The organism is Ornithinibacter aureus, assembly GCF_009858245.1.
GTDB classification, from domain to species: Bacteria; Actinomycetota; Actinomycetes; order Actinomycetales; family Dermatophilaceae; genus Fodinibacter; species Fodinibacter aureus.
On sequence record NZ_VMSB01000001.1, the window covers coordinates 3,509,321 to 3,523,440 of the forward strand.

General features: G+C 72.9%; 14 protein-coding genes. 9 read left to right on the forward strand and 5 right to left on the reverse strand.

Features of this window, described 5'->3' with window-relative positions:
• Nucleotides 1-12: 12 nt before the first annotated feature.
• Complete coding sequence (locus tag C8E84_RS16720; protein WP_159903961.1) at nucleotides 13-648, forward strand: hypothetical protein; 636 nt, start codon at nucleotides 13-15, stop codon at nucleotides 646-648.
• 6 nt (nucleotides 649-654) lie between these two features.
• On the opposite strand, the gene C8E84_RS16725 is transcribed toward C8E84_RS16720, so the two are convergent.
• Complete coding sequence (locus tag C8E84_RS16725; RefSeq protein ID WP_159903963.1) at nucleotides 655-891, reverse strand: helix-turn-helix domain-containing protein; 237 nt, start codon at nucleotides 889-891, stop codon at nucleotides 655-657.
• A 102-nt stretch (nucleotides 892-993) separates the two neighbouring features.
• Between C8E84_RS16725 and C8E84_RS16730 the strand changes: the two genes are divergently transcribed.
• The 5 genes from C8E84_RS16730 (at nucleotide 994) to pruA (ending at nucleotide 6,772) form a co-directional block, all read left to right on the forward strand.
• The gene (locus C8E84_RS16730) at nucleotides 994-1,665 is read left to right on the forward strand and encodes a CpaB family protein (protein WP_159903965.1); all 672 of its coding nucleotides are present in this window, start codon (nucleotides 994-996) and stop codon (nucleotides 1,663-1,665) included.
• Entirely contained in the window at nucleotides 1,662-3,116 is a 1,455-nt protein-coding gene (locus tag C8E84_RS16735; RefSeq protein WP_159903967.1) for a CpaE/TadZ family protein, read from the forward strand. Before C8E84_RS16730 ends, C8E84_RS16735 begins: the two co-directional genes overlap by 4 nt.
• 12 nt (nucleotides 3,117-3,128) lie before the next feature.
• Nucleotides 3,129-4,559 carry a WS/DGAT/MGAT family O-acyltransferase gene (locus C8E84_RS16740; RefSeq protein ID WP_159903969.1) on the forward strand — a complete coding sequence of 477 codons (1,431 nt, stop codon included), beginning with the start codon at nucleotides 3,129-3,131 and terminating at the stop codon, nucleotides 4,557-4,559.
• Nucleotides 4,560-4,596: 37 nt separating this feature from the next.
• Nucleotides 4,597-5,028 (forward strand): DUF6912 family protein, encoded by a 432-nt coding sequence (locus C8E84_RS16745; RefSeq protein WP_159903971.1) that lies wholly within the window; start codon nucleotides 4,597-4,599, stop codon nucleotides 5,026-5,028.
• A 115-nt stretch (nucleotides 5,029-5,143) separates the two neighbouring features.
• Nucleotides 5,144-6,772 carry an L-glutamate gamma-semialdehyde dehydrogenase gene (gene pruA / locus C8E84_RS16750; protein WP_159903973.1) on the forward strand — a complete coding sequence of 543 codons (1,629 nt, stop codon included), beginning with the start codon at nucleotides 5,144-5,146 and terminating at the stop codon, nucleotides 6,770-6,772.
• Nucleotides 6,773-6,846: 74 nt separating this feature from the next.
• Here pruA and C8E84_RS16755 read toward each other — a convergent pair whose 3' ends face one another.
• From C8E84_RS16755 to C8E84_RS16765, 3 genes are read right to left on the reverse strand one after another with little or no spacing between them, the layout of a single operon-like run.
• On the reverse strand, nucleotides 6,847-7,350 hold the full coding sequence (locus C8E84_RS16755; RefSeq protein WP_159903975.1) for a DUF2505 domain-containing protein: 504 nt from the start codon (nucleotides 7,348-7,350) through the stop codon (nucleotides 6,847-6,849).
• Nucleotides 7,351-7,388: 38 nt separating this feature from the next.
• On the reverse strand, nucleotides 7,389-7,910 hold the full coding sequence (locus tag C8E84_RS16760) for a WXG100 family type VII secretion target (RefSeq protein ID WP_159903977.1): 522 nt from the start codon (nucleotides 7,908-7,910) through the stop codon (nucleotides 7,389-7,391).
• Nucleotides 7,907-8,209: a hypothetical protein gene (locus tag C8E84_RS16765; protein ID WP_159903979.1), complete on the reverse strand. Its 303-nt coding sequence runs from the start codon at nucleotides 8,207-8,209 to the stop codon at nucleotides 7,907-7,909. The genes C8E84_RS16760 and C8E84_RS16765 overlap by 4 nt, the downstream gene beginning before the upstream one ends.
• A 79-nt stretch (nucleotides 8,210-8,288) precedes the next feature.
• Between C8E84_RS16765 and C8E84_RS16770 the strand changes: the two genes are divergently transcribed.
• The 3 genes from C8E84_RS16770 (at nucleotide 8,289) to C8E84_RS16780 (ending at nucleotide 12,324) form a co-directional block, all read left to right on the forward strand.
• Nucleotides 8,289-9,545: a M20/M25/M40 family metallo-hydrolase gene (locus C8E84_RS16770; protein ID WP_159903981.1), complete on the forward strand. Its 1,257-nt coding sequence runs from the start codon at nucleotides 8,289-8,291 to the stop codon at nucleotides 9,543-9,545.
• Nucleotides 9,542-10,729, forward strand: a complete 1,188-nt coding sequence (locus C8E84_RS16775) for an aminotransferase-like domain-containing protein (RefSeq protein ID WP_159903983.1) — start codon at nucleotides 9,542-9,544, stop codon at nucleotides 10,727-10,729. Before C8E84_RS16770 ends, C8E84_RS16775 begins: the two co-directional genes overlap by 4 nt.
• A 173-nt stretch (nucleotides 10,730-10,902) precedes the next feature.
• Nucleotides 10,903-12,324, forward strand: coding sequence for an aminotransferase class I/II-fold pyridoxal phosphate-dependent enzyme (locus C8E84_RS16780; RefSeq protein ID WP_159903985.1), 1,422 nt, complete (start codon nucleotides 10,903-10,905; stop codon nucleotides 12,322-12,324).
• A gap of 8 nt (nucleotides 12,325-12,332) precedes the next feature.
• On the opposite strand, the gene C8E84_RS16785 is transcribed toward C8E84_RS16780, so the two are convergent.
• A complete protein-coding gene (locus C8E84_RS16785; protein WP_159903987.1) occupies nucleotides 12,333-13,853 on the reverse strand; it encodes a leucyl aminopeptidase in 1,521 nt (506 codons plus the stop codon).
• Nucleotides 13,854-14,120 lie beyond the last annotated feature (267 nt).

Below are 14,120 nucleotides of genomic sequence, written 5' to 3' on the forward strand. Positions count from 1 at the left end.
TACAGTGGCGCCATGAGGTGGGAGGGACTCTTTGCAGACCTCGAGGGGCAGTTGGCGGCGGAGGAACGGCGCGAACTCGACGACGAGGTGGCCGAACGCACGCGCCGCGAGCGGGCGCTCGTCACGTTGTCCGACCGCCTGGCCGGCGCCGTGGGGACGACGGTGCGGCTGGGGCTCGGTGCCGGGCTGCGCGTGCAGGGTGAGGTCGCTGACCTGGGCGACGGGTGGGTGCTGCTGCGTGACCCGGCAGTCGGTCGCGAGCACCTCGTTCCGACCGCCGCCGTGGTCACGGTGAGTGCACTCGGGGCCCGCGTCGAGGCGGCCCGGGCCGCGCGCCGGTTCGGGCTCGGGTACGCCCTGCGGGCCCTCTCACGAGATCGGGCGACGGTGGCGATGAGCCTGTCAGGGGTGGGTGTCACCGCAGGAGCGGGGGTCGGTGTCGGGCCGGGTGCAGGGCCGGGGTCCGGGGTCGGTTTTGGCTTCTCGGCGGCCGGGGGCTCGGTGCTGGTCGGCACGATCGACGCCGTGGGAGCCGACCACCTCGACCTCGCCGAGCACCCTGAGGGGGTACCTCGCCGCCGAGGGAACGTGACCGCCATGACGACGGTGCCCTTCCACGCGCTGCTGCTCGTGGAGTCGCGCCGCTGAGCGCAGTCAGGCTCGGTGGTCGTCGTGCTCGCCGAGGTCTGAGCGGGTCAAGACGAGGTCGCGGGTCTGCGCGTACATGCGCTGGATGTACGCCTCGAGCTCGACGGTCTCGACCCGCCACTGACCCCGGCCCCCGACCTTGATCGCGGGCAGGTCACCACTGCGGACGAGCGCATAGGCCTGTGCTGCAGAGATGTCGAGGATCTCGGACACCTCGGTCAGGGGAAGGAAACGGCGGGCCACGTCGTCAGTGTGCCATCCACAGGGTGGGTTCCTCGGCGGGTTGTCCACAGGGTGCTGCGCTCGGCAGGCGAGATGCGGGCAGGTCCACCACAATCGGTGCCCATGACCGATCTGCCGACTCCCACCGCCTCCCGACTGCGGCCGCCGTCCTGGCGCGACTCACGCCTCATCATCGGCGTGCTCCTCGTGCTGTTGTCGACCGTCCTCGGCTCGGTGGTCGTGGCCCGGGCCGACGATCGCGTGCCCGTCTACGCGGCCAAGGGGGAGGTCGCGCCGGGTCAGCAGCTCACGGCGGCCGACGTCGTGCGGGTCGACGTCCTGCTCGGTGACGGTGCGGTGGGTTACCTGCCTGCCGACGGCCCTCTTCCTGACGACACCTGGGCACTTCGCCCCCTGCGCCCCGGCGAGCTCATCCCCCAGGCCGCGGTCGGCAGGTCGGATGCCGTGACGGTGCAGCTCGTCGCGCTGCTCGTCGACTCGACGTCGGCCTCGGCCCTGACGGCCGGTTCGGTCGTCGACGTGTACGTCAACCGCCCCAAGGAGGGCACGACGATCGGCCTGCCCACCTACGCCGGGCCCGAGCGCGTGCTCGAGGGTGTGTCGGTGGTGCGCGTCGCAGGTGAGGACGACGTCCTCGGGGGCGCCACGGCATCCCGCGCGGTCCAGGTGATGGTGCCGCGAGAAGCCGTGCGCGACCTCGTCGCCGATGTCGACCTCGGCGCCCGGATCACCCTCGTGCCGGTGCCCGGCGGCGCCGCGGCGGCTGCCCCGTGACCAGCGTCCTCGCGGCCCTCACCGACCGCCACGAGGCCGAGTTCGTCCGGTCGCTCGAGGCCGCGCCCGACCTCGAGCTCGTGCGGCGGTGCGCCGACGTTGCCGAGCTGCTGTCGGCCGGGGCCGCCGGTGCCGCGCGCGTCGCCGTCGTCTCACCCGACCTGCGTGGCCTCGACCGTGACGCGCTGCGCCACCTCGCCGGGCACGGCGTACGCGTCGCGGGTCTGGTGGCACCCGGCGACGACGAGGGGGAGCGGCGGCTGCGCCAGCTCGGCGTGACGCTGATCCTCACGCCGGGGGAGTCGCCGGATGCCGTCTCCCTCGCCCTGTGCGGGTTGGCCGGCGACCTGGCCCCGTCGGGTGCGGGGCGGTCCGGCGGCGGGGGCGGCGGCACCGGGGAGGACGACGGCGGTGGCGCGGGGAGCCCGTGGGGTGTGGACGAGGCGGGAAACCCCGTACTCGATGGCGGGCAGCGGCTCGTCGGCACCGGCCACGACCCCACGGCCGAGCACGAGGACGGCTCCGAGGGTGACGTGCCGACCCCGATCACCGTGGTCTGGGGCCCGACGGGAGCCCCGGGGCGCACCACCGTGGCCGTGACGCTGGCGGCGCACCTGGCCGCCGGGGGAGTGCGCACCCTGCTCGTCGACCTCGACACGTGGGGAGCCAGCGTGGCCCAGGTGCTCGGTCTGATCGACGAGGCCCCGGGCGTCGCCGCGGCGGCGCGGGCCTCCGAGCAGGGCTCGCTAGACGCCGTCGGCCTGGCGCGGGTCGCGCCCGAGGTGGTACCCGGCCTGCGCGTGCTCACCGGGCTGCCGAAGGCTGAGCGCTGGCCCGAGCTGCGGGCGGCCGCGATCGAGGACGTCCTCCGGCTGGCCCGGCAGGTCGTCGAGCACGTCGTCATCGACGCCGGCTTCGCCCTCGAGGACGACGAGGAGCTGAGCTACGACACGGTCGCCCCGCGTCGAAACGCCACGACCCTGACCGCCCTCGAGCAGGCCGACCACCTCGTGGTCGTCGGGTCCGCCGACCCGGTCGGGCTGCAGCGGCTCGTGCGTGGCGTGCAGGAGGTCGCCGTGCTGCCCTCGCCACGACCTGTCATCGTCGTCAACAAGGTCCGCGCGTCCGTGGCCGGGGCACGTCCCGAGCGGGCGATCGCCGACGTCCTCGGCCGGTTCGCCGGCATGGAGAGCGTGCGGTTCCTGCCGTGGGTGCCCGACGACTGCGATGCAGCCCTGCTCGCCGGGCGCTCCCTGCTCGAGGTCGCGCCCCAAGGGGGGTTGACCTCGGAGTTGGCGGGCCTGGCGGTCGACCTCGACCCGCGGATGCCGTCGGCGGCGCGACCCAGAGGTCGCGGCCGCGGGCGTCGCCGGGCCCCTGCGTCGGGCCTGCGCGCAGCCGTCGGCAGTGCCACCGCGACCGTGCTGCCCGGGAGGCGGCGGGCGGTCTGACACGATAGGGCCGTGGTAGACCGGCTCAGCTCCCTGGACACCTCGTTCCTGCACCTCGAGGACGCGACCACGCCGATGCACGTCGGCTCGGTGATGGTCTTCGACGCGCCCGAGGGCGGCTTCGACTACGAGAGCCTCGTGACCCTCATCAGCGAGCGGATCGCGCACGTGCCGCGCTACCGGCAGAAGATCAAGTCCGTCCCCGGTGGGCTGGCCAACCCGGTGTGGGTCGACGACAAGCACTTCGACATGAGCTACCACGTGCGGCGCAGCGCCCTGCCGCGACCGGGCTCGGACGAACAGCTTGAGGAGCTCGTCGCCCGCATCCAGCCACGCCCCCTGGACCGCACCCGCCCCCTGTGGGAGGTCTACCTCGTCGAGGGCCTGGCCGAGGACCGGTTCGCGATCATCAGCAAGACCCACCATAGCCTCGTCGACGGCATCAGGGCCGTGGACATCGGCAACGTCCTCGTCGACGGAAACCCCACGGCGAGCGACGGCATCCTCACCACGTGGCGCGCCCGCGCAGAACCGAGCAGCGTCGAACTCGTCGTCGGTGCGGTCGCCGAGGCGGTCCGCACCCCCAGCCAGGTCGTCGACACGGTCCAGCACGGCATCGCCGACGTGGGCAAGACCCTCGGCAAGGTGACCTCGGTCGCCAGTGAGGTCATCTCGACCCTGGCGCGGGTCTCCGCGCGGCCGGCGCCCGAATCGCCGCTCAACGCGTCGGTCGGGCGGGCGCGGCGCTACGTCATGATCGGCACCGACCTCGACGACTACCGCAAGATCCGCACCCGGCTGGGCCAGGGAGCCTTCGCCGACGAGGTCACCGTCAACGACGTCATCCTCGCGACGATCGCCGGCGCCTTCCGCTCGTGGCTGCTCACCCGCGGCGAGGCCGTCTACGGCGGCACGACCATCCGCGCCATGGTGCCGGTGTCGGTGCACGAGGGCCCCGAGGCCCCGACGGGCGCCCAGATGACGGCCTGCTTCGTCGACCTGCCGGTGGGCGAGCCCGGGCCGTCGATGCGCCTGCACCAGATCGCGTTCTCGATGCGCCAGCAGATGGAGGGCGGCGGGCGCCGCGCCGTCTCGGCCGACACCCTCGCCGGGCTCGGTGGCTTCGCACCCCCGACGATGCACGCCCTCGGTGCCCGCCTCGGCGGTGTGGTCTCCAAGCGCCTCTACAACGTCGTCATCACCAACGTGCCCGGGCCGCAGACGCCGCTCTACGCGGCCGGTGCCCGCATGGTCTCCACCTACCCGGTGACGCCGCTCGGGCGGGGTCAGGCCCTGTCGATCGGGCTCACCTCGTACGACGGCGGCGTGTACTACGGCCTCTACGCCGACCGCGACGCCATGCCGGATGCCGACGTGCTCGGTCGCGGGGTCGTCGACTCGCTCCACGAACTGCTCGAGGCCCCCCGCCCCAAGACCCGCTGACCGACCACCGCGCCACCGCGCCACCCGAGGAGCCCGTATGCCGCTCGCCCGCATCTACCTCCCGCTCACGTCTGCGGACCTTGCCGACCTGGCCGAGGGTCGCCCCGTGGGCCCGGCCCCGTTGGCTGCGCACGCCGTGACCCCGCTGCTCGGTCGCACCGGGCTGGTCGTCGACGAGGAGGAGCTCGAGCACGCCGCCTGGCTGGCGGCCACGAGGGAGGCGAGCGGGCTGACGCAGGGTGGCGCGGTGCGACGGGTCATCGCCGCGGCCGACGTCGACGTCGCCCTCGTGCTCCACCCGACCGACCCTGACGTGCCGTCGCGGGTCACCGTGGCCGCACCCATCGAGCGTCGCCGGGTGGTGTCGTTCCACATCGACGAGCACGCCGGTGACACCGAACCGACCGACCTGCTCTGGTACGACGTCACCGAACTGGCCGACGTGCGCGACCTCGTCGACACCCCCTGACCCCCGCGACCTTCGGCGAGCGAGGTTGCACACGCGCGTGGTGGGCGACAGAGTGGCGGGGTGAGCCCGGCGTGGGGACCCCACGCGTCAATCGACCCAAGGAGTGCCACATCCCATGGATGCCGTGACCCACGTCCCTGCCCCGATCAACGAGACCGTCCTCGACTACGCACCGGGCAGTCCCGAGCGGGCGGCCCTCGAGGTGGCGCTGGTCGAGCTGGCCGGAACGAAGCACGACCTGCCCCACACCATCGGCGGGGTGCGGGTCGAGGGCAAGGGTCCACGCATCGAGGTGCGCCAGCCGCACGCCCACGCGAAGGTGCTCGGCGTGACCCGCGGGGCCACGAAGACCGAGGCTGCCGCGGCCGTGGATGCGGCGATGGCTGCGGCGCCAGCCTGGCGGGACATGGCCTTCGACGACCGCGCGGCGATCCTGCTCAAGGCTGCTGACCTGCTGGCCGGCCCGTGGCGCGCGAAGATCAACGCCGCGACGATGCTGGGGCAGAGCAAGACGGCATACCAGGCCGAGATCGACGCGGCGTGCGAGCTGATCGACTTCTGGCGCTTCAACGTCCACTTCGCGCGGCAGATCATCCAGGAGCAGCCGCCCGCCAACTCGCGCGGCCTGTGGAACCGCAGCGACTACCGCTCGCTTGAGGGCTTCGTCTACGCGGTGACCCCGTTCAACTTCACCGCGATCGCCGGCAACCTGCCGACGGCCCCGGCCCTGATGGGCAACACCGTCGTGTGGAAGCCCTCGCACTCGCAGCAGCTCGCCGCCCAGCTGACGATGGAGCTGCTCGAAGAGGCCGGGATGCCGCCCGGCGTCATCAACATGGTCAACGGGCACGGGCGCGAGGTCTCCGAGGTCGCCCTCGCGCACCCCGAGTTCGCGGGTCTGCACTTCACCGGGTCGACTGCGGTGTTCCAGGGGTTGTGGCAGCAGATCGGCGCGAACCTCACCGGGTACCGGCACTACCCGCGCATCGTCGGCGAGACCGGTGGCAAGGACTTCGTGCTGGCCCACCCGAGCGCCGACCCCGACGTGCTGCGCACCGCGCTGATCCGTGGGGCCTTCGAGTTCCAGGGCCAGAAGTGCTCGGCCGCCTCACGCGCGTACGTGCCGCGCTCGGTGTGGAAGGTCATCAAGAAGGACCTCGTCGAGCTCACCAACGGCCTGTCGGTCGGCGACGTCACCGACCTGTCGAACTTCATGGGCGCCGTCATCGACGACCGGGCCTTCGCCAAGCACAAGGCGGCCATCGACCGGGCCCACGCGACGAGCCACCTCGACGTCGTCGCCGGCGGCACCTACGACGACTCCGTCGGGTACTTCGTGCGGCCGACGATCGTCGAGAGCACCGACCCCAGCGACGAGATGTTCACCACCGAGTACTTCGGGCCGATCCTCGCAGTGCACGTCTACCCCGACCGGCAGTACTCCAAGGTCCTCGAGCAGATGGAGTCGGTCGCGCCCTACGCCCTCACCGGCGCGATCATCGCCCAGGACCGTGTCGTCGTCGCCGACGCCCTGCACCGGCTGCGCTTCGCCGCGGGCAACTTCTACATCAACGACAAGCCGACGGGCGCGGTCGTCGGGCAGCAGCCGTTCGGTGGAGGCCGCGCCTCGGGGACCAACGACAAGGCCGGCTCGGCGGCGAACCTCCTGCGCTGGACCTCGGTGCGCTCGATCAAGGAGAACTTCGTGCCGCCGACCCAGCACGCCTACCCCCACATGGGCTGATCACCCCTCCTCACCGCGACTTGTTGCCCTGCAGCCACCGTGACACGGTGGCTGCAGTGCAACACGTCGCGGGGTCAGCGGGCGAGCCACTCCTTCAGCAGAGCCGTCTCGATCTCGATGGCGCCCTCGATCGGCTCGGCGGCAGCCCGCTCGATCTTCCCCCCGATGAAGGGCACGTTGGCCTTGAGGTCGGCGTCGAGCACCTGACGGGTGCCGGAGCCGGAGGGCTCGAGGCGCAGGGTGCCCTTGAGGGTCAGCGGCGCACCCTTGACGTGCAGGTCGACCACCGACTCGCGGGAGCCGTCGGCTGCTGGCAGCGACCAGGTGTGCACCTCGATGATCGTCAGGTTGTCGCCGACGAACGACCTGGCGACGTCGGGAAGGCCGTCCGAGGGCAGGTGCCGCTCGGTGCGAACCCGGTGGGCACCGGCGGCGTCGGCCACGTCGACGGTGAAGTTGTGCGCGTCGTCAGTTGTCGCCACGCACTTGGCGTCCTGGAAGCCCGGATCGGTCAGCAGCGCGTAGACCTCCTCGACGGTCCCGGCCAGTTCATCACGCGTCGTCAGGTGCACCCTCATGTCCTTCCCTCGGCGTTGTCCGCAGTCGGGCGATCCTCTCATCCACGGCGCAGGTCGTGCGAGATCTCCGCCAGGCTCGCGCTCGAGGACCGCAACGCCGCAAGGACCCAGTCGCGGCGTCGCTGGTGCTGGGCGAGCACGAGGTCAAGGTCGCCCTGCAGGGTGGACTGCGCTCGGGCCCGATCGTGATCGGCCGCCGCGTCGGCCGTGCCGGTGACGCCCCACCCCCTCTCCACCCGACCGTCACGCACCTCCAGCCCGGCCTCGCGGGCCTGCTCCTCGATGCGCCGTCCCCGGGCCACGAGGTCGGCCAGGTCGCTCGCGTGGTCCTGGAGCACCCGCCCCATCCGGTCGAGTTCACTCGCCACCGCGTCGGTCGCGTCGGCGAGACCGCTGGCGCGCTGCCGCACACCGGCCGACGTCCGGCCGGTCCATCCCTGCGCGAGCTCGCGCGACGTGGCCCGCACCCGGCTCGCCTGCCCGGCCAGCCCCTGACCGACCGAGCGGGCCGTGGAGGCGCACGCTGACAGGGACGCCGGGTCGCCCGGCACCACGCTCATGGTCGCCACCCGTCGACAGCAGCGGTCTGCGTCGTCCGAGCCGTGGGCGTGGTGTTCTCCGCCGTGGCGTCGGTGTGGGCTCTCAGCGTCGTGGCGAGGTCGGATGCCGTCTCGCCCACCGCTCGCAGGGTGTCGGCCACCTGGTCCAACCAGTCATCGAGCACCCGCTGAGGGCGCGGTTCCCCCGTGACGACGAGTGAGGACAGCACGTCGTCCTCGGCGTCGGCGACGCGCTCGCGAAGGGCGAAGAGGGCATCGGCGGCCGCGCGGGCGAGAGCCGGGTCGGGACCAAGGGGCACCCCTTCACTGTAGGCCGCGCGGCGCCCACCCCTCGGAGTTACCCACAGGCCCCGCGGCGGGCGTCCTAGGCTCTGGCCCATGGCCAGCGACGACGCTCCGCGAGGGACCACGGCATCCGACGCCGCCCCGGACGCGGCACCCGTCACCCCGGACACGGCACCCGAGGCTGCCGCGCGACCTGATGCCGGCCTCGGGTCCGAGGCCGTCGGTCTGACGGCTGCCCTCGTGGCGATCGACTCGGTGAACCCGGGGCTCGTGCCGGGGGCTGCGGGGGAAGCAGCCATCGTCGAGCACCTGCGACACCGGCTGTCACGCGGCGGCTTCGACACCCACGTGGCTCAGGCTCCCGGGCACGTGGGCCGACCGAGCCTCGTGGCGGTCAGCCCGGCCGGCGCACCCGGGCCCACCGTCGTCCTGACCGGCCACCTCGACACCGTCGGGGTCGAGGGCATGGACGATCCGTTCGGGGCGCGGGTCGACGGCGACCGTCTCGAGGGGCGGGGTGCCTGCGACATGAAGGGCGGGGTGGCCGCGATGGTCGTCGCCGCCGAGGAACTCGCCCGCCGCCGGCTGCCCGGTCGGGTCGTGCTCGCCCTGGTGGCCGACGAGGAGGACGCCAGCCTGGGCACCCTGGCCGTGCTCGATGCACTCCCTGGTCTCGGCATCGAGCCCGACGTCGCCGTCATCGGTGAGCCCACGTGGCTCGCGCTGGCGCAGTCCCTGCGGGGCTACGCCCTCGTCGAGGTGACTCTCGAGGGGCGCGCCGCGCACTCGTCGCAGCCCGAGCAGGGTGTCAACGCTGTCGCCCACCTCGGCCGCCTGCTCGCCGCCGTGGAGTCCCGCGGGAGCCTGGTCGCCGAACGCGGCGGCTCGCTCATGGTCACCGTGGCTTCCGGCGGGGAGTCGCCGTTCGTGCTGGCTCGACACGCCACGGCGATCGTGGAGCGGAGGACCGTGCCGGGCGAGCGCTCCGAGGCGGCCCTCGCCGAGGTCGAGCACCTGCTCGTGCACCTGCGCCTCCAGGACGACACCGTCAGCGCCCGCGCGCGGCTCGTCGTCGCGCGCGACCCGTGGCAGCTCGACGACTCCGGCCCGGCGGCCGCCCTCGCGGCCGACCTGAGCCGCGCGCTCGGTGACGACGCGGCATCCGAACCCTTCCACGCGCCCTACTGGATGGAGGCGCCGCTGTGGCAGGCCGCCGGCATCCCCACGGTGGTCTGCGGCCCGGCCGGTGGCGGGTTGCACGCCGCCGACGAGTGGGTGGACCTGCACCAGGTGCGCCGCTACACCCTCGCCCTCATCGAGGCGGTCACGACGTGGGGGTCATCGGCATGACGTCCTTCGCCCGCCGCGCCGAGCGCGTCCAGCCCTCGGCGATCCGCGAGTTCCTCGCCCTGGCCGGCCAACCGGGGATCACGTCCTTCGCCGGCGGCTACCCCGACCCGACGCTGTTCCCGATGCGTGAGCTCCACGGCATCTACGACGCCCTCCTCACCGACGGCAACGCGTCAGCCTTGCAGTACACGGCATCCGAAGGGTTGCCCGAGCTGCGCGCCCTCGTCGCCGCCCGCCTGAGTGCGGACGGGATGCCGTGCACGGCCGACGACGTCCTCATCACCCAGGGTGGGCAGCAGGGGCTGGACCTCACCGCCAAGCTCTTCGTGGATGCCGGCGACGTCATCGTCACCGAGCGGCCCACCTTCCTCGGCGCGCTCATCGCCTTCAATCCGTGTGAACCGGACTACCGGTCGGTGCCGATGGATGACGAGGGCATGGACACCGACGCCCTCGAACAGGTGCTGCGCACCACCGATCGGGTCAAGCTCATCTACACCGTGCCCGACTACCAGAACCCGACGGGCCGCACGATGAGCCTCGCCCGGCGCCGTCGGCTCGTCGAGCTGGCGCAGGAGTTCGACGTCGTCGTCCTCGAGGACACCCCCTACCGCGAACTGCGGTACGAGGGGGAGCGGCTGCCGACGATCAAGAGCCTGGACACCACCGGCCGGGTCGTGCACCTCGGCAGCTTCTCGAAGATCCTCGCGCCCGGGCTGCGCCTCGGCTGGGCGCTCGCGACGCCGGAGATCCGCGAGAAGCTCGCGCTGCTCAAGCTCGCCGCGGACACCCAGAACGGCACCCTCAACATGCGGGCCGCGGCCGCCTACCTCGGTGGGTACGACATCGAGGGCCACATCGCGGGGATGCTGCCGACCTACCGGCACCAGCGCGACCTCATGCTCGCCTCCCTGCAAGAGCACTTCCCGCCCGGCATCACCTGGACCCGCGCCAACGGCGGGTTGTTCACCTGGGTGACCTTCCCTGCCGGGCTGGACATGGCCGCGTTCCAGCGCGACGTGCTGATCCCGCAGGCCGGCGTCATCGTCGTGCCCGGCACCCCGTTCTTCGCCGACCGGCCCGAGGCCAACCACGCGCGGATGAGCTTCTCGGGTGTTCCCGATGAGCGGCTTGTCGACGGGGTCCGGCGGATGGGTCGGTTGCTGAGCCAGGCGCTCACCTGACGCCAGGCCCGGCCCGAGTCGAGTGAGCGCAACACGCCGTGCAGCGCGTTTCGGACTCGGCGTGTTGCGCTCACTCGATGAGCGGAGAGCAGTCAGGGCGCACCCCGACACTGCGAAAGACCGAGCCGTCACGCGGCAGCCCGGCAGGGCCGAGCGCGGGCAGACTGGGGCCCATGCCCACCGACCCCCGAGGCCTGCGCGGCGACGCGCCCCTGCTCGACGCGTGGCTGCGTTTCCACGACGCTGCCCCGACACCCTTCACGATCCCCGGGCACAAGCAGCGCCACGACCTCGTCGGTGACGTCGTCGCCGGTGACGTCCCCCTGTACGCCGGCCTCGACACGATGAAGCTCTCGCGCGGTGTCGTCGGGCAGGCCGAAGCCCAGGCCGCGCACCTGTGGGGGGCCGACCTCTGCCGCTTCTCCGTCGGCGGGTCGACCCACGGCAACCAGGCACTCGCGCTCGCGATCGGCCGCCCGGGGGACCGGGTCGTCGTCGCGCGCACCCTGCACCGCTCGATGCTGCTCGGGCTCGTGCTCGCGGGTCTGGAGCCGGTCTGGGTGCGCCCCGAGGTCGACCCGGCCCACGGACTGCCCCTCGGGGTGACGGCCGCCGCGCTCGAGGCAGCCCTCGCCTCAGCCCCGGACGCCAAGGGCGCCTTCATCGGCGAGCCGTCCTACGTGGGCACCGTCGGCGACGTCAGCGCGCTCGCCGCCGTCGCACACCGCCACGGCATCCCGCTCGTCATCGACGCCGCGTGGGGCGCCCACCTCGGCTTCCACCCGGGGCTGCCGCCGCACGCACTCCAGGCGGGGGCCGACGCGCTCGTGACCAGTGCCCACAAGGCCCTGCCTGCCTGGTCGCAGGGCGCCATCGTGCTCGCCCGCACCACCCGCATCGGGCGGGCCCAGTTCGACGCCGCGGTCGAGGCCACGGCAACGACGAGCCCGTCGGGGGCGATCCTCGCGAGCATCGATGCCGCACGGGCGCTGCTCCAGCGCGACGGTGAGGCCCTGCTCGGGCCGGTCATCGAGGCGGTCGCCACGGCGCGCACCCGGCTGTCGACCATCGCGGGCCTGATGGTCCTCGACGGCCCGACGGTGGACCCCACCCGGCTCGTGCTCGTGCTCCCCGGCACCGGCGCCGATGGCAACGAGGTCGAGCAGGACCTGCTGGCGCGGGGGATGCCGGTCGAGATGGCCGATCGCGACACGATCGTCGCCATGGTGACGATGGCCGACCGGCCCGAGGCCATCGACGAGCTCGCAGGCGCACTGGCCGAGTCGATCCACACCCGGCGCTCCGTGGCGCGACCGGTCGTCGTGTCAGGGGTGTGGGCGGTGGACCCGGTGACGGTGATGAGCCCTCGCGAGGCGTTCTTCGCGGCCCGCGAGAGCGTCCCGGTGGAGCGGGCGGTCGGGCGGGTGAGCGCTGAGCTCATCGCGCCCTACCCGCCCGGCATCCCCGTGCTCGCACCCGGCGAGGAGGTCACCGACGCCGTCGTGGCAGCCCTGCGGGCGGCGCGAGCCGCGGGCAGCCGGATCGCCTACGCCGCTGACCCGACCGTCAACACCCTCGACGTCGTCGCCGAGTAGCCCAGCAGTCAGGCCTTCGGGGTGAAGTCCCTTGCAACCTCGGCGAGCAGGCGAGCCCCGTAGCCCGTCGCCCCCTTGGAGCGCCACGACTCGTCGGCGTCGACGTTCATCGTCCCGGCGATGTCGATGTGGGCCCAGGGCACCTCGCCGACGAACTCGGCGAGGAAGAGCGCCGCCGTCGTCGAGCCCGCGAACGGCCCGCCGAGGTTGGAGATGTCGGCGATCTCGGAGTCGAGCTGCTTGCGGTACTTCTTCTCCAGGGGCAGCTGCCAGACCGGCTCGTCCACCGCGGTGCCGGCTGCCTTGACCTGGTCGACGATGCCCTGATCGTTGCCGAACAACCCGGCCGTCGCAGGACCGAGGGCGACGAGGACGGCGCCGGTCAGCGTCGCGATGTCGACGACGGCATCCACCCCCTCCTCGACCGCGAGGGCGAGCGCATCCATCATGACCAGGCGCCCCTCGGCATCCGTGTTCTTGATCTCGACGGTGGTGCCGTTGCGTGCGGTGAGCACGTCACCGAGCTTGACGGCCGTGCCCGACGGCATGTTGTCGGTGCACATCAGCCACCCCGTGACGGTGGACGGCACGCCGAGGTCGCGCAGCGCGGTGAAGGCGCCGAGCACCGCCGCGGCGCCGCCCATGTCCATCTTCATGAGCAGGTGCATCGGGTCCGAGGGCTTGATGCTGATGCCGCCCGAGTCGTACATGATGCCCTTGCCGACCAACCCCAGGTGGCCCGTCGGCTCACCCTCGGGGGTGTAGCGCAGCACGAGCATGCGGGGCTCCTCGGTGCTGCCGGCATTGACGCCGAGCAACCCGCCGCAGCGCATCTCGATGAGCTGCTCGCGGTCGAAGGCCTCGACGGTGAAGCCGTGGGCGTCGCCGAGCTCTGCCGCGACATCGGCCAGGGCGACGGCCGTCAGGTGTGCGGGCGGGCTGTTCGCGAGGTCGCGGGCGACGGCGCTCGCGCGCGACGTGACGACACCGGTGCGGATGCCGTCGGCGACCGCGCCGCCGTCGGCGCCGTCCACGCTGATCACCAAGGCCGACAGGGGCTTCTCCGGGTGCTCGGCCTTCAGTGCGGTGTAGCGGTAGCGCGCCAGCAGGGCACCCTCGGTGAGGACCTGGCCGGCCTGGGCCGCGTCGACACTGCTCGCGGGCACCCGGATGCCGAGGCGAGCGCCCAGCTTGGCGCTGGTGCGCGCGGCTGTTGCCGCGGCGTCGCGCAGGGCGTTGGCGTCGAGCTCACCGGCCGCGGGAGCACCGACGACGAGGAGGGCGGGGGCGCCTGCGCGAGGGAGGCAGAACGTCGCCCCGGGCTTGCCGTCGAATCCGGCAGCGGCCAACGCGTCGCGGTCGAGGTCGCCGAGCTCACTCGGCAGCTCACCCTCGGCCGGCACGACCACGGCGAGGACGTCGACCGTCGAGGCGTCGATGGACTCGACCGCGCTGACGTGCGTGGTCGCACTCGTCGACGGCACCGGGGTGAAGTCGTCGGGGACGGGCAGGTTCGGGTTCGGGCACATGCGCAGGGCTCCTCGAGGTCGACGTGTCTGGAACCTAGCGCGGTGACCTGACACGGCATCCAGCCGGTGTCATCGCGTGCGCCGGGCAGCAGCTCAGCGCCGTCGCGGCGCTCGTCCCGGTCCTCGCCGTGGTGGCGCCCGGGCCGGCCTGCCGCCCTCGCAGATGCTCAAGCCGCTCGTCACCACCGGCACGGCCGACCTCATCGCCAGCCGCCTGCCCGACGTCGCCCCGGTTGGTCTGCGCCTGCGCCATGTGGACCGCGCCGG